This window comes from Novosphingobium sp. KCTC 2891 (assembly GCF_025938155.1).
In the GTDB taxonomy this organism is placed as follows: Bacteria; Pseudomonadota; Alphaproteobacteria; order Sphingomonadales; family Sphingomonadaceae; genus Novosphingobium.
In genome coordinates this window covers 753089-778110 of record NZ_JAPCZG010000001.1, presented here as the reverse complement: position 1 = coordinate 778110, position 25022 = coordinate 753089, and the positions used below count along the sequence as shown (strand labels likewise).

The 25022-nt window shown below is 64.9% G+C and carries 17 protein-coding genes; 12 read left to right on the top strand and 5 right to left on the bottom strand.

Translation table 11 applies throughout. The features are described 5' to 3' along the window. Nucleotides 1-436 precede the first annotated feature (436 nt). The 3 genes from OLX02_RS03645 to OLX02_RS03635 all read right to left on the bottom strand — a co-directional run bounded on the left by OLX02_RS03645 (nucleotide 437) and on the right by OLX02_RS03635 (nucleotide 5041). Complete coding sequence (locus tag OLX02_RS03645) at nucleotides 437-1717, bottom strand: spinster family MFS transporter (protein ID WP_264420289.1); 1281 nt, start codon at nucleotides 1715-1717, stop codon at nucleotides 437-439. Beyond that, the gene (locus OLX02_RS03640; protein ID WP_264420288.1) at nucleotides 1717-2589 is read right to left on the bottom strand and encodes an alpha/beta fold hydrolase; all 873 of its coding nucleotides are present in this window, start codon (nucleotides 2587-2589) and stop codon (nucleotides 1717-1719) included. The genes OLX02_RS03645 and OLX02_RS03640 overlap by 1 nt, the downstream gene beginning before the upstream one ends. A gap of 85 nt (nucleotides 2590-2674) precedes the next feature. Beyond that, the gene (locus OLX02_RS03635) at nucleotides 2675-5041 is read right to left on the bottom strand and encodes a TonB-dependent receptor (RefSeq protein WP_264420287.1); all 2367 of its coding nucleotides are present in this window, start codon (nucleotides 5039-5041) and stop codon (nucleotides 2675-2677) included. A gap of 108 nt (nucleotides 5042-5149) precedes the next feature. Between OLX02_RS03635 and OLX02_RS03630 the strand changes: the two genes are divergently transcribed. Further along, on the top strand, nucleotides 5150-5785 hold the full coding sequence (locus OLX02_RS03630) for a TetR/AcrR family transcriptional regulator (RefSeq protein ID WP_264420286.1): 636 nt from the start codon (nucleotides 5150-5152) through the stop codon (nucleotides 5783-5785). 56 nt (nucleotides 5786-5841) lie between these two features. Here OLX02_RS03630 and galE read toward each other — a convergent pair whose 3' ends face one another. After that, complete coding sequence (gene galE / locus OLX02_RS03625; protein ID WP_264420284.1) at nucleotides 5842-6897, bottom strand: UDP-glucose 4-epimerase GalE; 1056 nt, start codon at nucleotides 6895-6897, stop codon at nucleotides 5842-5844. A 797-nt stretch (nucleotides 6898-7694) separates the two neighbouring features. On the opposite strand from galE, the gene OLX02_RS03620 reads away from it, so the two are divergent. The 8 genes from OLX02_RS03620 to pelF are packed head-to-tail and all read left to right on the top strand — an operon-like array spanning nucleotide 7695 to nucleotide 20969. Continuing rightward, nucleotides 7695-11951, top strand: coding sequence for a cadherin (locus OLX02_RS03620; protein ID WP_264420282.1), 4257 nt, complete (start codon nucleotides 7695-7697; stop codon nucleotides 11949-11951). A gap of 15 nt (nucleotides 11952-11966) precedes the next feature. Then, on the top strand, nucleotides 11967-13361 hold the full coding sequence (gene pelG / locus OLX02_RS03615; protein ID WP_264420280.1) for an exopolysaccharide Pel transporter PelG: 1395 nt from the start codon (nucleotides 11967-11969) through the stop codon (nucleotides 13359-13361). Continuing rightward, nucleotides 13358-14224: an endo alpha-1,4 polygalactosaminidase gene (locus OLX02_RS03610; protein ID WP_264420279.1), complete on the top strand. Its 867-nt coding sequence runs from the start codon at nucleotides 13358-13360 to the stop codon at nucleotides 14222-14224. Before pelG ends, OLX02_RS03610 begins: the two co-directional genes overlap by 4 nt. Continuing rightward, on the top strand, nucleotides 14221-15975 hold the full coding sequence (locus OLX02_RS03605) for a tetratricopeptide repeat protein (RefSeq protein WP_264420277.1): 1755 nt from the start codon (nucleotides 14221-14223) through the stop codon (nucleotides 15973-15975). Before OLX02_RS03610 ends, OLX02_RS03605 begins: the two co-directional genes overlap by 4 nt. Further along, nucleotides 15972-17504 carry a tetratricopeptide repeat protein gene (locus tag OLX02_RS03600; RefSeq protein ID WP_264420275.1) on the top strand — a complete coding sequence of 511 codons (1533 nt, stop codon included), beginning with the start codon at nucleotides 15972-15974 and terminating at the stop codon, nucleotides 17502-17504. Before OLX02_RS03605 ends, OLX02_RS03600 begins: the two co-directional genes overlap by 4 nt. Then, entirely contained in the window at nucleotides 17504-18562 is a 1059-nt protein-coding gene (locus tag OLX02_RS03595; protein ID WP_264420273.1) for a hypothetical protein, read from the top strand. The genes OLX02_RS03600 and OLX02_RS03595 overlap by 1 nt, the downstream gene beginning before the upstream one ends. Continuing rightward, nucleotides 18559-19416 carry a hypothetical protein gene (locus tag OLX02_RS03590; protein WP_264420271.1) on the top strand — a complete coding sequence of 286 codons (858 nt, stop codon included), beginning with the start codon at nucleotides 18559-18561 and terminating at the stop codon, nucleotides 19414-19416. Before OLX02_RS03595 ends, OLX02_RS03590 begins: the two co-directional genes overlap by 4 nt. Next, complete coding sequence (pelF, locus tag OLX02_RS03585) at nucleotides 19413-20969, top strand: GT4 family glycosyltransferase PelF (protein WP_264420269.1); 1557 nt, start codon at nucleotides 19413-19415, stop codon at nucleotides 20967-20969. Before OLX02_RS03590 ends, pelF begins: the two co-directional genes overlap by 4 nt. Here the strand turns inward: pelF and OLX02_RS20160 are convergent. Beyond that, complete coding sequence (locus OLX02_RS20160; protein WP_319641228.1) at nucleotides 20962-22347, bottom strand: endo alpha-1,4 polygalactosaminidase; 1386 nt, start codon at nucleotides 22345-22347, stop codon at nucleotides 20962-20964. The two genes, pelF and OLX02_RS20160, sit on opposite strands and share 8 nt — an antisense overlap. 599 nt (nucleotides 22348-22946) lie before the next feature. On the opposite strand from OLX02_RS20160, the gene OLX02_RS03570 reads away from it, so the two are divergent. The 3 genes from OLX02_RS03570 (at nucleotide 22947) to OLX02_RS03560 (ending at nucleotide 25003) form a co-directional block, all read left to right on the top strand. After that, nucleotides 22947-23159: a hypothetical protein gene (locus OLX02_RS03570; protein ID WP_264420267.1), complete on the top strand. Its 213-nt coding sequence runs from the start codon at nucleotides 22947-22949 to the stop codon at nucleotides 23157-23159. Nucleotides 23160-23500: 341 nt separating this feature from the next. Further along, a complete protein-coding gene (locus tag OLX02_RS03565; RefSeq protein ID WP_264420265.1) occupies nucleotides 23501-24247 on the top strand; it encodes a LuxR C-terminal-related transcriptional regulator in 747 nt (248 codons plus the stop codon). Nucleotides 24248-24445: 198 nt separating this feature from the next. After that, the gene (locus tag OLX02_RS03560; RefSeq protein WP_264420264.1) at nucleotides 24446-25003 is read left to right on the top strand and encodes a VOC family protein; all 558 of its coding nucleotides are present in this window, start codon (nucleotides 24446-24448) and stop codon (nucleotides 25001-25003) included. The last annotated feature ends 19 nt before the right edge of the window (nucleotides 25004-25022 follow it).

The window sequence follows — 25022 nt, the reverse complement described above, 5'->3', positions numbered from 1 at the left end:
TCGGCGTCCGTCTCTATGTGGCGACCAGTAGAACGTCGCGTTTCGCAGCGTCCCGTCCGGTGTCGCCGCATATATGGACCACTCGCCAAACCGTCAAACCCATTTTGCACTTTTGTTGCGGTCTTCGTGAGAAATGGCGTAATAACAACGTGTTACACCACATCCCCACCCCGCAAACACCCCCGAATCACCGCAAAACCCGATTCGCCGGCCCATCATGAGCACCCATCAGGGCTTCATAATCTCCTTGCGAGGCCCCTGCCCTGGCTGGGTCATGAACCTGCCGTCATCGGCCATGTCCATTGCTCGTGAAGTTCGCCGCAACGGGGGTGAAGATCATTAGATCAGGCCTTCCTAACCCGGCCCGATGCCCGACAACGATGTCCCACAGCCGGCGGCAGGCCCGGATCATTCCGGGCGCACGCCTGGTCCACGCTCAGGCTTCGTCCACCCAGTCGCGGCGCAAGGCGTTGCCGCCCAGCACCATCAGGAGTGCTGCGACACCATAGAGACCGAGCGCGTAGAGCATCGAGTAACGCAGCGCGTCCGCGCCATAGTGCGGCGTCAGCGCGGTCGACAGCGCGCCCAGCGCATAGATCCCGCCGCCCAGACCGATCAGGTTGTTGATGAGCAGGAACAGCGAGGAGGCCATCGACCGTGCGCGAGGCTCCACCAGATGCTGGATCGAGGACAGCACCGGCCCCAGCCAGACGTAGGCGAACGCCTGCGGGATCAGAAACAGCACGAAGGCGAGCCAGACGTTGTCGTTGAGGATGCCGGCTGCGAACAGCGGCACCGCAGCGACGAAGGCGATGGCCGGAACGCGGCCGTACCAAGCGCGGTCGGTCTGTCCCAGCCGGTCAGCAATGCTGCCGCCCGCCAACATTCCCCCCACGCCGCCCAGCAGCAGGATCACCCCGATGAAATGCGAGGTCTGCACGAGATTGAGGCCATAGCTGCGCTGGAGCAGGCTGGGCAGCCAAAAGCCAAGACCGTAGCCCAGCATCGAACTGGCGGTGGCGCCAAAGGTCAGCAGCCAGAACGAAGGCTTCGCCGCTAGCAGGCGCGCAACATCGCCGAGACGCGGCTGACTTGGCAAAGTCTCGCCCAGCCGCGCGATCGGACGCGGCCGGTCCGCGACCAGAAGGCGGAACAGCGGCGCCAACAGCACGCCCGCGGCACCCACGACAAGGAACGCGATCCGCCAATTGATAGTGGCCGCGATGTAGCCTCCGGCCAACACACCGATGGCCGAGCCGAGCGGAATGCCGAGCGAATAGATCGAAAGCGCGAAGGCGCGCCGTTCACTGGGGAAATAATCGCCGATAAGCGCATAGGACGGAGCGACGCCGCCCGCTTCGCCCACACCGACGCCGACCCGCGCCCCGAAGAGTTGCCAGAAATTCTGCGCCATGCCGCACAGCGCGGTGAACACGCTCCACACCACGAGCGCACCGGTGATTACCCACGTGCGGCTGGCGCGGTCGGCCAGAAGGGCCAGCGGCACGCCCAGCATCGAATACAGCAACGCAAAGGCGATCCCGCCCAGCAGGCCCATGCGCGCATCGTCGATGTTGAGTTCGGCCTGGATCGGCGCGGCAAGGATCGAGAGGATCTGCCGGTCCACGAAGTTCAGGACGTAAACCGCGAGCAGCATGGCCAGCACAACGTTGGAACGAGGCACCCCGGCGGGCGTGCTTGCGGCATCCTGTGGCATCAGGTCAGGTATCTCCCGAGGTGGCGTTCGATCGCGTCGAGCGCTTCTGGTTCGTCGAGCATCGGAGCGTGGCCGACGCGCGGCACTTCCACAAGCGCGAACGGACCGGCGTGCCGATCGCGCATGGCATCGGCGGTCGCGCGCGAGAACAGGTCCGAAATCGCGCCGCGCACGGCGAGCACCGGGATTTCGTCCAGCGCATCCCACAACGGCCACAGGTCCGGCGGAATGGTCTGCGGCTGATCCCCGCCGATGCTGGCGGCAATCGCCGGATCGTAGTCCAGCACGATGCCGGCATCGGTTTCGCGGCAGGTGCGGCGGGCGAAGGCGAGCCATTCCACCGGGCCATAACCGGGAAAGGCCTCGCCATTCACCGCTGCACTGCGCCCTGCAGCTGCGGGCCAGTCAGGCATCGGTGCGGAGGGGCCGACATAGCCCTGGATACGGGCGATGCCCTCGGGTTCGAGCACCGGCCCCACGTCGTTGAGCACAATCTGAGAAAAGGCGCCGGGCCTCGCCGCCGCCATGACCATCGCCATGAGGCCGCCCATCGACGTCCCGATCAGACCGGCCCGTTCGATGCCCAGCCCGTCGAGGAGGGCAAACATGTCCTGCACATAAACGTCGGGACGATAGTTCGCGGGATCGGGGTCCCAGTCGGACTGCCCCCGCCCGCGCTGGTCGGGCACGATCAGGCGGTAGCGGCCGGCAAGATGCGCGGCGAGCGGCTCGAAATCGGCGCTGTTGCGGGTCAGCCCGTGCATCAGCAGAAGCGGGGTTTGCGCACCGCCTTGGGCAGGGCCGGGATAGAGGCGCGCGGCGAGGTCCAGCCGCCCGCAGGCGCTGGAGTAGTGGTGGACGGCAAAGTCCATTGGGTCAGGCTCCCTATCGGACATGGGTTCGGTCGGGGCTGCGCGCCGAGGGAGGGATGAGGTGCGCGCAGCCCCGCCCACCGCGTCAGAACTGCAGGGTGGCAGTCACGAACACCTGGCGCGGATTGCCGTAGAACGCCGTCAGCGTACCTTCCTTGCCCAGCGACGGCTTGAGCGTGCCATCGGGATTGGTGGCGATCACGCCGGTCTTGGGATCGGCCGCGACGAAGGTGTAGCCCGAGGTCTTGTATTCCTTGTCGAGCAGGTTCTTGCCGTGCACGCCGATGCTCCAGCGGTTGCCGGGCGCCGTATAGACCACGCTCGCGTCGAGCAGTCCGTAGCCCTTCTGGTCGATGTAGGGGTTGGGCACCTCGAACTGGTAGGTCTTGCTGCGATAGGAATAGGTGGTGCCGAGCGAGAGATCGCCCTCGCCCACCGGGGTCGTGTAGTTCAGCGTGGCGCTGCCGGTGAACTTCGGCGTGTTCTGCACCTTGCGGTATTCGGCCACGTCCACCGGACCAACACCTGCAATCTGGGTGATGTATTCGCGGAACTTGGGATCGATATAGCCCACCGAACCGATCAGCCGCAGCGCATCGCCCGCGCCGATCAGGTCGCGGCCAAGCCGGGCATTGGTCTCGAACTCCACGCCCTGCAGGCGCGCCTTGCCCGCATTGGTGATGATGCCGCAGAAGCTGGGTAACCCGCCGACCGTGCAACCCGCCGACCCGGGGATCTGCACGTCCTTGTAGTCCATGCGGAACGCCGCGAGCGCGACATAGAGCGCCCCGTTCATCAGATTGCCCTTGTAGCCGATCTCGTAGCTGTCGACCGATTCCGGACGGAAGCTGAGGTAGCGGGCGATCTCGGCGTCGCTGCGGGTGCCATTGCCATCATAGTCGGGCGCATTGGTGCCCACGCCGCGCGGATCGAAGCCGCCGCCCTTGAAGCCCTGGCTGAAGCTAGCATAGAAATTGTGGTCCCGCGTCGGCTGGAAGCTGAGCGAGACGCGCGGGGTGAACTTCTTGAACGTGGCCCCGCCGGTAAAGTCGGTGCCCGCCGCGCCGAACGGCACGCCAAGGCCGCCGAACACGGGCGACCCGCCGCCGAGATAGTTCTGGCGCAGGATCTTCGCCTTGCGCTCGTCCCAGGTGTAGCGGCCGCCCAGCGTCAGGCTGAGCTGGCTGGTCAGGTCATAGTTCAGTTCGCCGAACACCGCCCACGTATCGGTATCGACGTTTGCCTCGGTAAAGGCGGTCAGGCCGGGGAACGAAGTGAACAGGCGCACATCGAACTGCGTGTCGGCCTTGGCGGTGAGATAATAGGCGCCGACGATCACGTTGAGCGGGCCATTGTCGTACAGCAGCTGGACTTCCTGGCTGGCCTGCTCGTTCCGGTAATAGGCGGGCACGTCGACATCGACGGCGGGCAGCGCGTCGAAGTCGATCGGCGAGGCGCTGTCATCCTTGCGCCATGCGCTGATCGAACGCAGCGTCAGCTTGTCGGTCAGCTCGGCAGTGACGTTCATGGACAGGCCATAGGCCTTCACGTCCTGCTTGGGGTCGTTCAGGCCGCCCTGAGTGTCGAAAACGTCGCTCAGCAGCGGAGTGCCAGACTTCTGCCCCGGGATCAGGCGGTGGCCGCCGCGCGGATTGCTCTTGTCGCGGGTATAATCGCCCGAGATGCGGACCAGAACGGGCTGGCCATAGCCGCCGAACTCGACCGTGCCGCGCCCGGCCCAGATGTCCTTGTTGTAGTTGTCGAGGCCGGTGGTGAGGTTCTTGCCGAAGCCCCCGCGCGAAAGCCGCGCGACCGAGCCGCCCACGCGGATCAGGTCGGACACCGGCGCAGACACGGTGAGCACGCCGTCAGCCTGATCGTAGCTGCCATAGGTGCCGCGCAGCTTGAGCGAGAATTCCTGCGGCAACTGCCTGGTCACATACTTCACCGCACCGCCGATGGTGTTGCGACCGTAAAGCGTGCCCTGCGGCCCGCGCAGCACTTCGATGCGCTCCACGTCATAGATGTCGAGCACCGCCGCCTGCGGACGATTGAGGTAGACGTCGTCAAGATAGATGCCGACGCCCTGCTCGAAGCCAGACACGGGATCCTGCTGGCCGATGCCGCGGATAAAGGCGGAAAGCGTGGAGTTGGTGCCGCGCGAGACCTCAAGTGTCACGTTAGGTGCACTTTGGGCCACGTCCGTGATGTCGAGCGCGCCGGCCTTCTGCAGCGCATCGCCCGAAAGGGTGGTCACCGCGATCGGCACGTCGACCAGCCGCTCCTCGCGCCGGCGGGCAGTGACGATGATACCGCCCTCGTCCGCGCCTGCAGCCTCATTCACGGCAGTTTCCTGCGCCAGCGCGGGCGCAGAAACACCAAGGCCGCCAGCAATCAACGTGGCAAGGACGAACGGAGACGAACCAATCGCGCGCAGGCGAGCCTTCTGCATCTATACTCTCCCGGATGAATCTTCTTTCACCGAGGAATATTGATAGTTGAACCATGTTTCAACATTGGATGTTTGCCACGGCGGGATTCTAGGGTTAGCTGTTGCGCGATGAACACAGACGAAGCGCTGCCCCCTTCCCCATCGGACAAGGTTCCCCGGACCGAACGCGGCCGCAAGACCTTGCGCAAGCTGCTCAACGCGGCCGAGGTGGAGTTCGGGGAAAAGGGCTTCCACGATGCATCGATCAACGGGATCACGATGCGCGCGGGCACGGCGCTGGGCAGCTTCTACACTTACTTCGATTCCAAGGAGGCGATTTTCCGCGCACTGGTGAGCGATCTCAGCGCCCGCGTGCGCGAAGCGGCCCGCAAGCGGCAGGACGAGCACTTGCCCGCGCTGGAACAGGAACGCGTCGCGCTGGCCGGTTTCCTGCGCTTCGCATCGGAGCGCAAGGAGATCTACCGCATCATCGACGAGGCCGAATTCGTCGATCCGTCCAGCTTCCGTGATCACTACCAGTCCACCGCGCAGCGCATTCTCGAACGTCTGCGCGCGGGCGCACAGCGCGGTGAACTGCGCAGCGACCTGGAAGAGGCGCACGCATGGGCGATCATGGGGATGAACGTGTTCCTCGGGATGCGCTACGCCGTCTGGCAGGAGGAAGACCCCGAGCGCATCGCCGACATCGCCGCCGGCATCCTGGGCGCGGGGATCACCGCCCCGAAGGAACGTCAGGAAGACTGACCAGAACGGCAGTCATTATCCCCCCCAAGCCGGCGAAATCTCGCTTCGGCGCGCCCTTACAACGCCACTTCCCGCACCCGGCTTTGCGACGAACGCAGCCATTCCAGGTGGCTTTCCCAAGCCAGTGCGTCGCGAACGATCGCGTCAAGATTGGCGTGCTGCGGCCTCCACCCGGTGCGTGAGAGGATCAGCCGGTTGTCCGCGATCAGCGCGCCAGGATCGCCCGCCCGCCGCGGCCGCATGGTGCGGCGGATCCGGCAATTGGCAGCGCGCTCCACTGCGTCGAGCACATCGAGCACGGAGAAGCCCGATCCATAGCCGCAATTCATCGTGTGGCTGGCCGACGGGTCCATCATCAGCAGTTCCAGCGCATGAATGTGGGCATCGGCGAGATCGCTGACGTGGATATAATCGCGCACGCCGGTGCCATCATGCGTATCGAAGTCGGTGCCGAACACCTCTACACCTTCGCGCCGCCCCAGCGCGGCCTCGACCGCAACCTTGATGAGGTGCGTGGCGCCCAGCGTGGACTGGCCCGCTCGGCCATCGGGATCCGCCCCCGCGACATTGAAGTATCGCAGTGCGCAATAATTGATCGGATGGGCCGCCGCCACATCCGCCAGCATCGCCTCGACCATCAGCTTCGACCGGCCATAGGGATTGATGGGAATGGTCGGCGTGCTTTCCGAAACGCGCTCGTCCTCGGGGCTGCCATAGGTGGCTGCGGTCGAGGAGAACACGAAGTGCGGCACGCCGCACGAAATCGCGCTCTGAAGCAACGAGCAACTCGCAGCCACGTTGTTGTCATAATACTTGAGCGGATCGGAAACCGATTCGGGGACCACCACCGAACCGGCGAAGTGCATGATTGCGCCGACTTCGTAGTAGAGCAGCAGCGACCGTACGAGCGCGGCGTCCCGGACGTCGCCCTCCACGAAGCAGGCCCGGCTATCGACCGCCGAGCGGAAGCCTGTGACCAGATTGTCCAGCACCACGACAGGCCAACCCGCGTCCGCCAGCGCCAGCACGGCGTGGCTGCCGATGTAGCCCGCACCGCCGGTGACGAGGACGGCATGGCGGCGATCAAGCGATGCGATGTCGATGTTGAGCATGGGGGTCCCTCACGCAGGATGACTGGACGGAAAGGCTGCGGGGCGAACACACACGGCCAGATGCAACTTAGCTGGAGCGGGCCGTGGAACGCTCATTGCCAGATGGGGTAGCCAACAATTGTCCCGGCGGGACGCGACGGCGGCAGTTTCAGGGGATTCGGCCTGCATCGGGGTGCTGCGCAGCAGGCTCTCGATGCGCTTTTCAGGTGCGGTATCAGAGGGTGCCGGACCTGGGCCGAAATGCTTGCCCTGCGCAATATCTTCGCGCCGTTTCATGATGTTGCCCTATCGCGGACACCCGGCGGGAGCAGTGCGGACAGGGTGCTTGGGCGCCCCTGTGCCCGATTTCGGGACACAAGGCCCGAAATCCCGATGATCCCCCATGAATTACCCCTAAATCGTCATGATAAAACAAAGCACCCCAAATATCCCGAACCCTGCCGCCGCGAACAATGCCGCGCATGAAACCGCTCAACAGGAAGCCGATCGGACAGACCAAAGCTATCCGAATTAAGGGTTTATTTACCTTTCCGCTTAGTGCGCCTCGCTTACACCCCGACACGAATCATGCACGAACTGTACGTTGCAGGTCGAAATCAAGCCCCCTTATCGGGTTCCCGAGCGGCGCGGCGAACTTCGGATGCCGCGGCCTTCCCTTACCCCCATTGGGCTACGCCTGCCACTTCAGCGCACGTGGGTGGAGTCGCGTTTGAGGCTAGCCTGCGGGGCAGCAGGGATAAGAACCCGGCCGCCTTGCGCCAATCGGCGCGCGGCCCGGTCAGTCGGAAGGGCTTTCAATGACCAATATACTGCTCGATGGTTTGTTGTCGGACTGGTCTTCGACCCAGCGGATCGATGGCGGCGCGGTGACGGGCTACCAGATTTACGCCACCACCGACGCGACCGACTACATCTTCGCGCTGTCTGCCCCCACCGCGGTCGGGCCGAACACGACGATCTGGCTCAATACCGATCTCAACACGTCGACCGGTTATCAGGTCTTCGGGTTTGCCGGCGGCGCCGAGTTCAACGTGAACTTCAAGGCCGATGGAACGGCCGCGCTCTACAGCGGCGCCGATGGCCAGACGCTGGTCGCGGACAACCTGGCCATGGCGAGGAGCGCGGACGGGACCGTCGTCGAGCTGCGCGTTTCCAAGGCCGCGATCGGCAGCCCCGCTGCGATCGACACGCTGTACGACATCAACAACAGCCCGTTCATTCCCACCAGCTACGCGGGCAATTCGATCCGCATCTGGGACGATTCGGCGGTGTCCAGCATCACGCCGGGCACCGACACCAAGATCGCCATTGTCTATTCCGAAACGACCGCTGCCAACTATTTCAACAAGACGGCCTATTCGCAGCTGTTCATGTCGGCGCAGTCGCAGGCGATGCAGGCGGGCGTTTCCTTCGACCTGCTGAACGAATCCGACCTGACCGACATCGCCAAACTGGCGCAGTACAAGGCGATCGTATTTCCCTCGTTCCGCAATGTGCAGTCGAGCCAGGTCGATGCCATCGCCCATGCGCTGCAAGTCGCCTCGCAGCAGTTCCACGTCGGCCTCGTCGTCTCGGGCGAGTTCATGACCGATGACCAGAACAACAACGCCCTGCCCGGCAATTCCTATGCGCGGATGGCCTCGCTGCTCGATGCGACACGCGTGACCGGCGGCTTCCCCGCCGACGTGACGATCCACGCCACCGATCCCACCGGCCTGGTGCTCGATGGCTACGCCAACGGCGAAGTGGTCAACCAGTATACCGGCGTGGGCTGGAACGCGTTCCAAAGCGTGAGCGGCACCGGCAAGACCATCGCCACGGAGACCATCAACGGCACCACCGACTACGCCGCCGTGCTGGCGACGCAGACCGGGGGGCGCAACGTGCTGTTCTCCAGCGACGGCGTGATGGCCGACGCCAACATGCTGCAGAAAGCCATCGACTATGTCGTGAACGGCAACAACGTGTCGGTCTCGCTGCACATGACGCGCGAAACCGGCCTCGTCGCCGCGCGTGTCGACATGGACCAGAGCATGTACCCCTCGGCGGTTTCGCCGACCGACGGCACCCTCGGTGTCTATGACCAGTTGATGCCTCTGCTGGCCGGCTGGAAGCAGCAGTACAATTTCGTCGGCAGCTACTACCTCAACATCGGCAACGATCCGAAGAACGGGGAAACCACCGACTGGGCCAAGTCCCTGCCCTATTACACCGCGCTGGTGAACATGGGCAACGAACTGGGTACGCACAGCTACACGCACCCGTTCGATACCAATACCCTGACCGCCAGCCAGATGGCGTTCGAATTCGGCGACAGCACGACCGTGCTGCAACAGCAGCTGAGCGCGGCGCTGGGCTACAATTACCAGATCACCGGCGCAGCAGTGCCGGGCGCACCGGAAACGGTCGATACCGCGCTGGCCATTGAGCAATACGTGACCACCTACCTGAGCGGCGGCTATTCGGGACAGGGCGCGGGCTATCCCAACGCCTTTGGCTACCTGACGCCGGGCAGCGAGGGGAAAGTCTACCTCGCTCCCAACACCTATTTCGACTTCACCCTGTTCGAATGGCTGAAGCTGAACCCCACCCAGGCCAGCGCGATGCTGGCGTCGCAGTATGACAAGATCAGCGCCCATGGCGACACGCCGATCGTGGTCTGGCCATGGCACGACTATGGCGCGACCGGGTTCCAGGTGACCGGCTATTCCACGCAGTTGTGGAACGACTTCATTTCCAAGGCCGCGGCCGACGGCAGGGAATTCGTGACGCTGGGCGACCTTGCCAACCGCATCAACGCCTTCGATGCCGCCACCGTGACCACCTCGGTTTCGGGCAACGTCGTCACCGCCACGGTTACGGCCAGCAACGTCGGCCAGTTCGCGTTCGACCTGAAAGGCCAGGGCAGCCAGATCATCCAGAACGTGGCGGGCTGGTACGCCTATGACGCGGACAGCGTGTTCCTGCCCAAGGCGGGCGGAACCTTCACGATCACGCTGGGCGCGGCGCAGGACGATGTCAGCCACATCATCGACCTGCCGATGCGCGCCACCCTCGTCACCCTGACAGGCGACGGCCACAACCTCAACTTCACCGTCGAGGGCGAAGGCCGGATCGTGATCGATCTCGCGGACCCCACCGGCAAGGCCGTGAACGTAACGGGTGCTACCGTGATATCGCAGGTTGGCGACAAGCTGACGGTCGATCTGGGGCCGATCGGATCCCACACCGTCTCCGTGACGGAGGCGGCGGTTTCGGCAGCGCCGGTCATCACTTCGAACGGGGGCGGCGATACGGCGGCGATCTCTGTGGCGGAAAACACCACTGCGGTCACGACCGTGACGTCCACCGATGCCGATGGCCCGGCAGCGACCTACTCGATCTCGGGCGGGGCCGACGCCGCCAGTTTCACGATCGATGCGGTCACAGGCGCGCTGGCGTTTGTGAGCGGCCCCAACTTCGAGGCACCGGCGGACGCGGGAACGAACAATGTCTATGATGTGATCGTCACCGTTTCCGACGGCGCGCTGACCGACAGCCAGGCGCTGGCGGTGTCGGTTACAAACGTCAACGAAGCACCGGTCATCACGTCCAACGGCGGCACCGATACCGCAGCCGTCTCGATCGGGGAAAACACCACCGCCGTCACCACGGTCACGTCGACCGACCCCGAAGGCACGCCCGGCATCTACTCCATCTCGGGCGGCGCCGACGCCGACAAGTTCGTCATCGATGCGGCCAGCGGCGCCCTCTCCTTTGTGAACGCACCGAACTTCGAAGCACCAACGGATGCCGGCGCGAACAACGTCTATGACGTGATCGTCACCGCCTCAGATGGCACGCTGATCGATACGCAGGCGCTGGCGGTGACCGTGACCAATGTCAACGAAGCCCCCATCATCACCTCGAACGGGGGCGGCGCGACGGCAGCCGTCTCGGTGGCGGAGAACACCACAGCCGTCACCACCGTGACCTCGACCGATCCTGAAGGCACGGCTCTGGCCTATTCGATCTCGGGCGGCGCCGACGCGGGGCGGTTCAACATCAACGCCACGACCGGTGCATTAAGCTTCAAGTCCGCGCCGAACTTCGAGGCGCCGGCCGATGCGGGCGCGAACAACGTCTATGACGTGATCGTTACCGCGTCTGACGGATCTCTGACCGATACGCAGGCGATCGCGGTCACCGTGACCAACGGCAACGAAGCCCCCATCATCACCTCGAACGGGGGCGGTGCTTCGGCCTCGCTCTCGGTGGCGGAGAACACCACGGCGGTCACCACCGTCACCTCGACCGACCCCGAAGGCACGGCGCGCACCTACTCGCTCTCCGGCACCGATGCAGCGCTGTTCGCCATCGACGCCGCGACCGGCGCGCTGCGCTTCATCGCAGCGCCGGACTACGAAGCACCCGCCGACAGCGGTGCGAACAACGTCTACAACCTGACCGTCACTGCATCCGACGGATCGCTGGTCGATAACCAGGCGCTGACAGTGACGGTGACCAACCGGGGCGGCGTGACACTGTCCGCGTCGAACACCGGATCGACCCTGACGGGCACCATCGAGGAGGACTTCCTCTATGGCGGCAAGGGCGCGGACACCATCTTCGGGCTTGGCGGCAACGACAGGCTGGAGGGCGCCGGCAGCAATGACACGCTGTACGGCGGCGACGGCAACGACCTGCTGATCGGCGGAGCCGGTCGCGACACGATGTATGGCGGTGCCGGATCCGACACGTTCCGCTTCAACGCCCTGTCCGACAGCGTGGTGGGCCTGAACCACGATGTCATTGCAGACTTCAACCCGGCGTTCGACCGGATCGACCTCTCCGGCATAGATGCCAGAAGCGGCCGGGGCGGGAACCAGAGTTTCACGTTCCTGCAAGGCGAAGGCACACCGTTCACCGCAGCAGGACAGGTCCATTACTTCTACGATGCCCTGACCAACCAGACGATCGTCCAGGCCAATGTCGACGGCAACCTGGCCGCCGATTTCGAAATCGCCCTGACCGGGCACATCGACCTGGGCGCGGGCAGTGCTTTCATCCTCTGAGGCGGACATCGCAACGTGGCCGGCATCGGTTTCCAACTTGAACGGATGGCCCGGGATGGCGGCGTCGGCGGTTTCGTCAGCGCCTCGCTGAACGGAGCGATCGTCAGCTCCGGACCATGGGTGCTGACGATCTGCGCCGTCCTGCTGCTGCAGGGGTGGATCGGCGGGCACCTGTCCGTCGGTGCCGGCGCCATCCAGACCATCATGGTCTACGCCTTCAGCGCGTCGGTGGTGATCGCATCGCCGTTCGCGCTGATCGGCGTGAGGATCGCTTCCGACAGGATGTTCGATGCGGACCGCGATGCGATACCGGGAATCCTGATCCTGACCCTGTCCGCGGCGACCGTTCCGGCGCTGATCGCGGGGCAGATCCTGTTCGGTATCCTGTGCTCTTTCCCGGCGGACATGGCTCTGCTGGCAGTAGCCATCCTGACACTGCTGACGCAGATTTCGGTGGCAGGCCCGTTCCTGACAGCGATGAAGCGGCCCTGGCCGATCCTGTTCAGCTATGTCGCCGGTATCGCTGCCGCCTCTGCCATCATCCTGGTCCTGCGCGTCGATGATGCCACCGCGATCCTGGCGACCGTGGCGGCCGGCATGGCGGTGACCGCCTGCCTGATGCTCGGCGCGTTCCGGGCCGAATTTCCAGCCCCGCCGCGCGGCCATGTGGCGATCCGGGAAAAGGCCATGCCCGCGCTTCACGTCGGCCTTGCGGGGCTGATGAACGCACTCGCGCTGTGGATCGACAAGTGGCTGCTGTGGTTCGCACCCGACAGCATCGCGCCGGTCGGGCAGTTGCGGGTCAACCCGATCTACGACCAGGCGAGCTTCGCCGGCCTGCTGACGCTGATCCCCGGGCTTTCGCTGATGCTGTTCCTTTCCGAAACACGTCTGGAGCGGGCCTTCATGCGGCTGGTGGAATGCTGCACGGGCACATCGAAGCTGAGCCGGATCGAGGAAGCGCAGCAGGAAGTGGTCGCCACGATCCTGCGCAACCTGCGCCTGCTGATCGTGACGCAGTTCGTGATCTCCACGATCTGCTGGGTGCTGGCACCGGAAATCTTCCGGGTGCTGGGCTTCGATGCGCGCGGCATCTTCGCCTTCCGCTTCACAGTGATCGGCGTGATCTTTCATGTCGCCACAATCTACGCCGCGGTGGTACTCTCCTATTACGACCTGTTCGGCCGCATCGTTGCGGTCTGGGCCACATTCTTCGCGGCAAGCATCGCGGCGACACTGCTGACATGGCACCTCGGGTTCGCGGGCTATGGCTGGGGCTACATGACGGGCGCACTGGCGGCGGCCATCATGGGCCTCGCGCTTGTCGGAAACGCATCGTCCCGCATCATCTACCTGCTGTTCGTCGGGAACAATCCCTCGGTCGTCGGCGAAGCGAGGTATCTGGCATGAAGATGTTCACGCTCGACAGGCGCCGCGCGCTGGCCGGCCTTGCAGCCGCCGTCAGCGCCATCGCGCAGCCCCGCCTCGCCTTTGCCGGCCCGGCCTGGCGCTGGGCGGTGGATTACGGCCAGACCACCGATCCCGCGCTTGCGCGCCAGTTCGACCTTCTGGTGCTGGAGCCCGACCATCCCCGACCGATCGCGCCGCTGCGCGCGCCGGGCGCCTCCCTGCTCGGCTATATCAGCCTGGGTGAAGTCGAGCAGAACCGTCCCTTCACCGACCGCCTGCGCAAAGGCGGCGCACTGACCGCCCCCAATCCGAACTGGCCGGACGCGCGCATGATCGACTTGCGCAAGCCGGTCTGGAGCGCATTGGTGGTGGATGAACTCGTGCCTGCCATCCTTGCCAAAGGATACGACGGGATCTTCCTCGACACACTGGACAATGCCGAAGCGCTGGAGCGCAAGGACCCTGTTCACTGCACCGGAATGGTGGCGGCCGCGGTGGAACTGGTGCAATTGCTGCGCGAGCGTTTCCCCAAGATCACGATCATGATGAACCGCGGCTATGCCCTGCTGCCGCAAGCCGCCCCGTACGTAGATATCATCCTGGGCGAAGCGATGTCCTCGCGCTGGAACTTCGCGGACAAGCGCTACGAGCGGACCTCGGCTTCAGACTGGGCGTGGCAGGCGGACCGGCTGCGCGCGGCGCGCGAAGCCAATCCCGCCGTCAGGCTGACGGTGCTCGATTACTGGGACCCGGCGGACCGGGCCACCATCACCGAACTCTACCAGCGCGAACGCGGCGCGGGCTTTCACCCTTATGTGGCGACGCTCGCGCTCGACCGCATCCAGCCGGAGCCTGTATCATGACGGCGCTGCATTTCGCCACGGGTCGCCAGACCATTCTTGCCGTGATGGTCGCTGCAGGATCGCTGGTGGCGGCGACAACCGCGCTGATGCCGAACGCATCGGATATCGCGGCCGCGCTGCAACGCGCAAAGCCGCCTGCGGCCAAGCCGCAACTCGCCCCCCCGCCCGCGAATACCGCGCCGGCGCGGACGCCAGATGTGCTGTCCACCCTGTTCGCCCAAGGAGCGCCGCTCCAGACGACCGAACTGCGTCAGTTGCTGGCCTACTCGGCCAAAACCGGCAATGCGGGCACGCTATCGGCCATCGCCGACCGCCTGGCCGAGCACGAGCCGGTACCGACGGCGCAGGTCACCTATGACATTCTTGCCAGCGGCCGCCCCGACGTGGCGCGCGCCTTCCTCGAAAGCCGGCCGGAACGCAGCTCCGCAGAGAACTGGCGGCTGCGGCTGGAACTGCACCGGCAGACGGGCGACCTCGCATTCGCGCAATCCATGGTGCGGGCAGCAGCAACTGCGCCGGGGTCGGTTGCCGCGCCGGACCTTGTCGCCGGCGCCTATGCCGCAGGCGTGCCCGACGCGATCCTGACGGCCGCCGAGCATCGGGCCATCCCGCCGCTCAGCCGGGCGCAGTCGCTCGATCTGGCACGGCAGGCGGTCGCATCGGGACGGATCGACATGATCGCCCGGATCGACCGCGCGGGAACGCCCGCGTGGCGCGACGACGATCCCTGGGCCGCGATGTCGCTGGCGCAGCGCGCGGGCGATACGGCGGGTGCACTGCGCTATGCTGCGCTACTGCCGAACGGCGCGGCGGAGGCAAAGCGCTCGATCATCATGGCATCGGGCGACAAGCAGGCGATCCGCGCGATTCTGCTGGAACAGGGGCGGTCGGACACCAAGGCCCTGCCCGTCGCCGCGCAGCAATTGCTGGAATCCGGGTTCCGGCCCGACGCCGTAGCGCTGCTACGGGCAGGCTGCGCCAACTGCGCGCCGGACGATCCCATCGCCACCCGCTTGCTGTTCCTGATGGGGCCGCGGCCCGATGCCGACGGCCTCGGCTGGCTGCGCGCCAAAGCCGGTGCAAGCCCCGCCTGGCTGAAGATCTACGCCGAGCGGGAACGGCCAGCCATAGCCCTCGCCTTCCTCGAAACTCGGCCCGATGCGGATAGCACGGCCATGCTGCTGCAACGCCTGCGTCTTGCGACCGATGCTCGCGACAAAGCAGCAGCATCGCGCGCGCTGGGCCATCTGCTAGACGGGCGCCCCCTTTCGGCCCCACAAGCTCTGGCCATGACGGCGGCCAGTCCGCCTCGACTGGACGCCCCGACCGTGCTGGCGCTGACGCAGGCACGGGTCAGGGCCGGTGCGGCGCTGCCCAAGGACCGTCTCGATCTTGCCTGGGACGGCTGGAACCGGGGCGATGCCAACGCCGCACGCGACCAGCTGAAGGTCTATCTCGCCAGCGCTCCGGCCGATCCCGCGGCGCTGCGCCTGATGGCGGCGATCGAGAAGAAGCGGCTGGGCGACAAGGCCGCCCGCGGCTGGCTGGAACAGGCGCTTGCAGCAACGCCGCCCGCCACGCCCGAGCGCGCCGAGCTCCTCGAGCAACTCGGCCGCACGAACGAAGCGCTGGCGCTTGTGCAGTCGCTGCGCCAGTCCGCGCCTGGCAACCGGAAGCTCGAAGCCATGAACGGGCGCCTGCTGATCGCAGCGGGCGATCCCGGGCGGGCGCGCAAGGTACTGAAGCCATGAGCGGCGCATTCTTCGGCCTTTTCATGGCGCTGGCGGGCGTCTCGGCACCGGGCCTGGACGAGGCTCCGGCCGGCGGCAGAGCCCCGCTGCCGGACGAAACTTCTGCCACGCCAGTCTCGCGCGAGGCGCGTCTCGACTGGCCCGGCGCCGTCCAGCTCTCGATGGAGCAAGGCGTATACGAACTTGTACTGCGGTTCGACCGGCCGCTGGACGATGCCGAGGTCAAGCGCTTTGCGGCCATTACGCGCCCTTTTCTGGCCGATCTGCGCTGGAACGACGATAGCCTCGTGATGCGCCCCAATGCCGGAAATCGCATCGTTGCAACGCCGGGCGAGCGGTCCGTTGTGGTGCGCTTCGTGGAAGAAGACACGGCCGCCAATGCCACCACGCCGGCCGGCGACGATTCCGGCATCGAACTCGCCTTGGCGCGAGCGCAGGCGGATGCCGCCGCCGGTTATCCGGGCGAAGCGCGCCGCCGACTGGAAGACCTGGCGCAGGCCTACCCTGACAACAAGCAGGTCCAGCGCGCGCTGGCCGATGCCGAGGCCGCCGAGGGCCGCACGGCGGATGCCGCCGCACGGTATCTCTCGCTGGCGGCAGACGATCCCATGGCACGGCGCATCATCGGGGAATCCGGCGGACGCGCTGCAGCGGCCACGATCTACCGCGACGGCAAGACCTTTTCCCAATGGGAATCCGGCGTGGAAGCGAGCGTACCGCTCGCTTCAGGGCTGATGGTGGGCGGCGGTGTGCGGCATATCCGCACCACCGTTGAGGGCGTTGCGAGCGCCAGCGGCTACCTGCCCCGCGCCCGCGGCAGGCTTACCATCGCCGACCTTACGGCCAACCTCCTCACCGACGCGGGCATCCGCATCTCGCTCCAGGGATCGGCCATGCTCGACAAGGACCTTGCCGGCATCGGGGCACGCTTCGTGATCGGGTCGCCAGAACGGCAGGCCCGGATCTACGGCGCCTATCGTCTGCCCGATTTCTCCACTGCGGAGCAGGCCGTGTTCGGCGGACACCTGAGCCGCATCGGCGTGGGCGGCACCATCCGCATCACACCCGAACTCACGGCGCAGGCAGACGCGGGCATCGCCGGCTACGGCCTGCCGGGCGGCGGGGTACGGACACGAACCACGCAAGTCCTGGGCGGTCTGGATTACCTCGTGCTGCGGCGTCCGCTGTCGGTCCAGTTCAGCTACAGGCTCGACGCCGAGTACGTGGACTGGACCCGGAGCCGGGCCAACGGGATTCCGTTCATTCCGCTGTCCAACCGAGAAAACCACACGCTTCAGGTCATCATGAGCAAGCCGATCAAGTCCGCGCAGATCACTGCCGCCGCGGGTTGGACGAAGGATCGTTACGGCGGCAGCGGTCCGACCGCCAGCGTCGGGGCGCTGGCCAATCTGGGCGATGCCTGGCGGCTGGAGGCCAGCGGTGGGGTCAGTTCGATCTCGCGGCCGGCGATCTCCGGACGGCAGTATTTCGTCCGCGTTTCGATTTCTCGCGCGTTGGGGGCCAGATAATGCAGCTCAAGTCGCTCTTTTCGCGGACCGCGCCCGTCCAGCTTACCAGCCGCGCGCCCCCGCCTGACGAAACGCTCCAGCCCCCGTCCACTCCGGCACCATCGCTCCCCGGATCGCCGCCGAAAGTGCGGCTGCTCGCCGAAATGGCAGTGGTGTTCAGCATCCTGCTGGGCATCGACCATACCTTTTTCGCCGGCCATGCCTATGCCGGGGTCGAGCCCAATCCCTATTGGCTGCCGGTGCTGCTAATGGCGACGTGCTATGGCAGCGGCGCCGGATTATCGGCAGCGATCGTCGCCACGGCTATCTGGGTCACCGCCCCTGCCCACGGTGCGGCTGGCGATCATCTCCAACGGATGCTGTCGCTGTCGATCCTGCCGATGCTGTGGGTGATCGCAGCGCTGCTGATCGGCGAAATCACCTCGAACCGGCTGACCACGATCCGCAAGCTGGCGCGGCATCGCAACAAGCTGCAACGCGATCAGCACAAGCTGGCCGAGACGATCAGCGATCTGGCGCAGACCAACCGCCGGCTTCAGGTTCGCATCGTGACCGAGGAGCGGACGGTGGGCGATGCCGTGGCCGCCGCGATCCATCTGGTCGAAGCGGGGCCGGCAAAGCAGGTCGCCGGCATCGAGCGGCTGATCGCGCTGGCCGCCGGAAACGAGGCCTTCACGTTCTACACGGTGCGCGACCAGCAACTGATGCCGCTGTTTCGCGGCAGCACCGCGCGCAGCGACCTTTCATGGGGAGACCTGATCGAACGCTTTGGCAAGGGGGGGCCGGCGAGCGACGGTCAGGCAATCCGGCTGGACTGCGGCGAACTGATCCTGCCGGTCTATGCCGATGGCGACCCGGTGCTCTGCGGGGTTCTGGCGCTTGAAAGCATGAGCGTGGACGAAAGCGTGGGCAAGGCGGTCGCCAGCCAGGCGATGCTGGCCGAATTGCAGCACGTTGCCCAGTCCCTGGCCAGGCTTGGAGTGCAACTGCAACAACGCGTCGAACCGCTGCCGCTGCCCATGCGGCCGTGGCTGATGACGCGGGAGAACGCCGCATGATCGCACTGGCGGGCCTGGCGCTGGCGGACATGGTTGTGGCGCTGGCCTGGTTTGAAGGCGGCGCGGCAGCTTCGCGCTGGCTGGGCGTGCTGCACACCGCGTTGACGCTGGCCGCGCTCGCCTCGCTGCGCCGACGGTCGGAACCGCGGGGCTGGAACGGATTGGCGCTGCCGCTTGGCGCCGTTCTCGGCCCGCCCGCCATTCTTGCCCTGCTGCTGATCCGCCCATGGTCGCGGCCCCGGTCGCGCGCCGACCGGACCGATATCGGCGCGCGTGGCAATACTGGCGCAGATCGCAGGAAGACGCCTTCCACGGAACTGACGATCGCCCGGTTGCTGGACGAACGCATCAGCTTTCCCCGTCACGACAAGGTGGAATCGCTCGCCTCGATCCTGAAGCATGGCCCGCTGGACAGCAGGTGCCGGGCGCTACAGACGGTGGTTCGCTCATTCGAGCCCCGGCTGACCCCGCTGGTCGCGATGGCCCTCGCCGACCCTGACCAAACGGTGCGTGCACTGGCGGCGGCGACGTCGGCGCAGATCAGCGCCAACCTCAGCGATCGGATCGCCCGTGCCGAGGCCGAGCCGACACCGGACATCCACGATCAATACGATTTCGCGATGCTGCTGTTCGAGCACGGCTGCAACAACGTGCTGCTGTCGCAATCGCAGCGGTCGATGCTGCGCAACAAGGCGCGATCGCGGCTGACGGCGGTGCTGCGCGATCCGCGCCTGCGCGGCAAACGCTGCGATGCTGCCGCCGATGCGCTGTCGCAGCTGAACGGGGAAAAGCTGCAGCACAGTGCCGCGCAGCCCCGCATCGTGCGACTGGCCCCCGCAGCGGTGGCCGCATGACCGAACCGGCGCGCGAAAGCGACGTATGCGTGATCGTGGAAGGAGCCTATCCCTATGTTACCGGAGGGGTCGCCAGCTGGTTGCAGGAACTGATCACCAGCCTGCCGGACATCACCTTCTCGGTCCTGGCGATCAAGGCCGACGAACATACGCAGCCGTGGCACGTGACGCCGCCGCCCAACGTGATCGAGATCGTGGAAGTGCCGCTTTCGTTCGCCCCGCGCCGACCGGCCGCGGTGGCGCCGCGCATCGCCGACCGGATCGGGCGCCTGTTGCACCAATTCCTCGAAACGGGCGCGCCCGACCTGCTGCGCTCGCTCAACGCCGAGCTTGGGGCCCTGCGTCCGACGCCGCGCGTGGGCGACATCATGTCCAGCCCCGAAATGTTCGCGATCCTGTCGGGACATTACCGCAAGGCCTTCCCTTCGGCTTCGTTCCATCACTTCTTCTGGGCAACGCGGATCCTGCTCGGCGGGCTGCTCGCTGTGCTGCTGGCCCCCCTGCCCCGCGCGCGGATCTATCACACGCTTTCCACCGGATTTGCCGGATTGCTGGCAGCGCGAGCGACCTACGAAACGGGCCGCCCGGCATTCCTGACCGAGCACGGCATCTACCTGTTGGAACGCCAGATCGAGATCATGATGGCGGAGTGGATGGGCGACCAGACCGAGACGGGTCTGGTGCTGGCGCGCGAACACCACGACCTGCGCGACCTGTGGTCCGCCGCGTTCGAAAGCTATGCTCATGGTTGCTACGATGCGTGCAGTCCGATCATCGCGCTCTATGGTGCGAACAGCGAGGTGCAGGCCCGGCTGGGCGCGCAGCGAGACCGTCTGCGGGTGATCCCCAACGGCATTCGGCCCGAGCGGTTCGCCGATGTCGTTTCCAACCGCGACGAGGCGAAGCCGCTGATCGCGCTGATCGGGCGGGTCGTTCCGATCAAGGATATCAAGACCTTCATCCGCGCCGCCGCGCTGGTGCACGCGGCGTTCCCCCAGGCCCGCTTCGCCGTGCTCGGCCCAAAGGACGAGGATGCAGACTACGCGGCAGACTGCGATGCACTTGTCGCCGAACTCGGGATGGAGGACGTGATCGCATTCCCGGGCCGCGTCAACGTGGTCGACTGGATGCCGCAGATCGACATCCTGGTTCTGACCAGCCTTTCCGAAGCTCAGCCGCTGGTGATCCTGGAAGCCGGCGCCTGCGGCATTCCGTCCGTCGCCCCGGACGTGGGCAGTTGCCGCGAATTGATCGAGGGCACCAGCCCCGGCGCGCGCCATGGCGGCATCATCACGGCGCTGGTCGATCCCGAGGCGACATCGACTGCGCTGCTGCGCCTGTTGCGCGATCCGGCGCTGCGGGCGGAAATGGGTCAGGCGATGCAGGACCGCGTTCACGCGGATTACGATTGGTCCGGTATCGTCGCGCAATACCGGCGGATCTATACCGGCAGCGCGGAAAGCGTTGCCGGAAACGAGGCAGGGGACACGCCCGGCGCATCTGCGCCGGACCTGCCCCCCGTCCGTCCGATCGAAATCGCTCCCGTCAGATGACGATGAAATCGAAATGAGTGAGAGCTGTGCCCGCGACGACCGAGGCGATCTTGACCTGCGCCGCCGCGCCGGTGCCGTCCGGATCGTAGAAGACGCCGCCAGTGCCCGAATTGTAAATGATCCGGTCGGTGGCATCGTGCGCCCGGGAACCTTCCCAGAACGCAGCATCGGCGAGAACCCCCGCCGGGCCCGCGTGCGTGAAGGTAGTCGCCTTCAACAGGACATGGTCGATCCCCGGCTGGAAATCCAAGATCTTGTCGAAATTGGCGTTGCCGGTTGCGGAGAACACGAACGAATCCGAGCCCGCACCGCCCACCAGGCGATCGTTCCCCGAGCCGCCTTCCAACCAGTCGTTGCCACCATTGCCCTTCAGGACGTCGTTGCCGGCGAATCCGAACAGCTTGTCGTTGCCTTCCTTGCCCACAAGCGTATTCGCCGCGCCGTCACCATTCAGGACGAGATCGGCGGATGCGGTGCTGGCCGTCGCCGTGCTGGTCGTCGTAGTCGTGGTTGTAGACGTCGTTCCGGTCGTCGTGGTGCTGGTCGTGGTCAGGCCGCTCCAGTCGGGGTGGATAATCTGGCCGGGCAACACACCGGTGTAGCTGATGCCGCTGAGATTGATATCGGTTGTGTAATAACCGATGCCATCATGCGCGGCCTTGGCTTCCACATCGGCAACAGCAGCAGCCGAAGAGACATATTCGATGCTGACCACGTCCTTGCCGGCGGCGGTAAGCAGATGCAACAGATCGAGGCTCCACTGCGTCGATGCCAGCGACTGCTGGGCGCCGGTATCGGTGTAGTAGAGGTTTTCCTTGTTCACGCCGTCGATATGGCTGAAATAGGTAGTATTGGTCAGAAGTTCCTCGGCGTTGTTCGCCCAGATGCGGAACCCCGGTGCCTTGGTATGGGCATAGTCCGCCAGATAGGCGACAAGATCGACCATCGCCTTTTCGGCGCCAGCCGCACCGCCCGGCGCGTTGGCCTGCGCCCAAGCCTGCTGGTATTCATCGACCACGTCGAGGCAGACGCCATCATAGCCGGCGGCGATCAGCCGGTCGATGTAGGCGGTGGCCACGCTGCGCCATTCCGCCGTCCAGTAGGCAACCTGGTAGTTGCCCGCCCACTGCGTGTTTTCCGGGCCCAATGCGGTCTTGGGAATGGAGTTGAAATAGTCGCGATAGGTCTCGGCTTCGCCGACACTGAAGTACCCCAGCAGCAGCGCGCTGCCTGGTCCGCCACCCATCTGGGCGACCTGCGTGGGGGTGAATGCCACCCCGTTGTCATCGTAGATGTCGATGATTTTGACGTCGAAGGGGGCTACGGCGACTTCCGAAGGTACGATCCCTTGCAACGCATACATGCTTGTCCTGGCCATGCTGCACTACCTTGTTGTTTTATAGACAAAAAGCGGCAAATCCGTCGTTCTATTAATTACTTTTGGCGGAAATTGCCTAACCTTAGGCCAAGAAATAAGATTAACGCCATATTAACAAATATTAATACAAATAAACCCAAGATATTTTCGAAACCATTTTATGAATTTACTTCTGGTTTATTGTTAGAAATCAATTTCATTGATCGGAAATCTGGCGCAACGCTCACCTCGCGGCCCTGGTCACAATTTTTCAGCGGACTGCATTTAAAAACCGATGGCGAGGGTGAGCGTAGCTCGCGGTACCACATTCGCGCCAACCTCGGATTTCCGCGACCTGATCGCAGTAGCCGGGGTCGGCGCCCCGTGCGGACAGCATGCGAGCGATCAATCGACCGGCCTTTCCAGCCACCCCTCACCGCGCCGGGCGAAGTATTGCCCCCAGAATCGCCAGAGATGAGCCGCAGGGCCACGATCCGCGGCATCCGTCGCGGCACACGATGGCCGGTTCAGCTGGCGCGACGGACAGAGGCCGAACGCCCATTTCACCGCAGCGCCGCACATGGCGCGCTGCAATCATCATATCGGAAACGAGGATAGTTATGGCACGCACCGGAATGTATGTCCTCCAGGGCATCGTCCCGTCAGAGGTCGCCTTGGCGCCATTCGACGTGAAGGTAATCGACCTCTACAACGACGACGGGGTGGCATTCACCCCCACGCAGGTCGCCCAGATGGGCGGCGGGGCACAGGTCGAGATCGCCGTGCTGGCAAATCATCCGACGATCGACTCACACGACATCCTGCTGATCTGACAGGGCGACTCCGGGCACCGAAACCGACTCGGGGGCGCTTCGACAGGCGATTTCGAGAGTCCGATCCCCCGAAATGGGCCTCGGAGGGGGTGGAACCATCTTCATTTTGGACGAACCCCCATTGCGCGCACCACACCCGCCGTTCGCAAGGCCCTGAATATATGTGGCAATTTTTTGACAGCCATCACCCAAAAGAGCCGTCCCGGTTGGGGATGGCTGATTGGACTAGACATTTTGGCGAGCAGGTGAGCTAATGGGTTGTTAATAATAAACATCTGGGATTGCGAGTGCCAATTACCCAGAAAAGACGGGCCGCGATTGTTTTGCAAGGGGCCACGCACATGACTGCTTTTGCAGCCGAAATCTCGGTATTCATCGTCGGACATAACAACCTAGCCCGCGAGGGATTGCGACGGATACTCGAAGAACAGAACTTCAGAGTTCTGGCGTCGCATGACAGTTATCAATCCTTTGCCGACTGGCCTAAGGATGTAGCGTCACCGCACATCATCATCTTCGACACTGGGAACGGTGACGACATTGACATCGACATGGAGCATTTTCGCGCCGAATATCCTGCGGCGCGCACGATCATACTGGCCGATGACTTCGACTTTGACCGCATGATGCACGCCTTTGAAACAGGGGCCTGCGGCTTCATCGTCAAGGAAATCGCCTGCCAACCGCTGATGGAATCGCTGAAACTGGTGGCGATGGGCGAAAAAGTGATGCCCAGCGCGCTGGCGCAATTCCTGCCCGGGAGGATCAATGCGAGCCCCCGCCAGACCGCTCGCGAGTCCAAGCTGACCCAGTCCCTGTCCGAGCGTGAGGTCGAAACGTTCCGCAGGATGTGCCGGGGCGAGCCGAACAAAGTTATCGCCCAGAACCTTGGCATCAGCGAAGCCACCGTGAAAGTCCACGTGAAGGCGATCCTGCGCAAGCTGCACCTGCACAATCGCACGCAGGCCGTGGCCTGGGCGCTCAACTCCGGCTTCGACCTGAACACGCCCGAAGCCAGCCCGGCACGGCTTACGGGCGGGCTTTCGAACCGATCGCCGGGTGCACCTCCGCGGCTGTTCGCCGCATGACGGACCAATGGCCAGATGCGTCGGGGAAACCAGCCCGATGCGTCTGGCGATCACCAAATCTGGCGCCAGCGCCGCGCGAGCCACTCCCCCAGCGAATGGCGCCTGCCCTAATGATGAGTGGAACGCGTCTTTCATGACAGGCCAGATGGTCCGCTAACGAGCGCGTGACCGACGCGCCGCTGAGAGGACCACGCCGCCATGACCACGACATACCCGCTGTTCCAGCAAGCCTATTTCGTGCGCAGCATCGACGAGGCTGCGCGCCGCTGGGCCGATGCGTTCGGTGCCGGTCCGTTTTTCATGGCGCGGCACCACAAGGCCGACGAATTCCGGTATCGCGGAACCAGCACCGAAGCCGACGTGTCCTATGCGTTCGGCTATCTGGGCGACACCATGATCCAGTTCATCGAACAGCATGACGACCAGCCGTCGATCTATCGCGACATGTTCGCGGATGGCGAGGAAGGCTTCCACCACATTGCCTACCTAGTGTCGGACTTCGCGGCGGAACGTCAGCGGTGGCTGGACATGGGTTATGAACTCGCGACAGAGCTCTACGCCGACGAAGTCAACGCCGCCTACTTCGACACCCGTGCGCTCAATGGCGCGTTCACCGAGATCCACGGCGACCCGCCGCATATCATGGGCCTGTTCGGCGTGTGGAAGCGCGCCCACGAAGCCTGGGATCGGACCACGTCGCCCATCGTCGAAATCGAGGACATCGCCACGTACCGCCGGGCGCCGCTGCTGGGATAAGCCGGCGAAAGCACCCCTC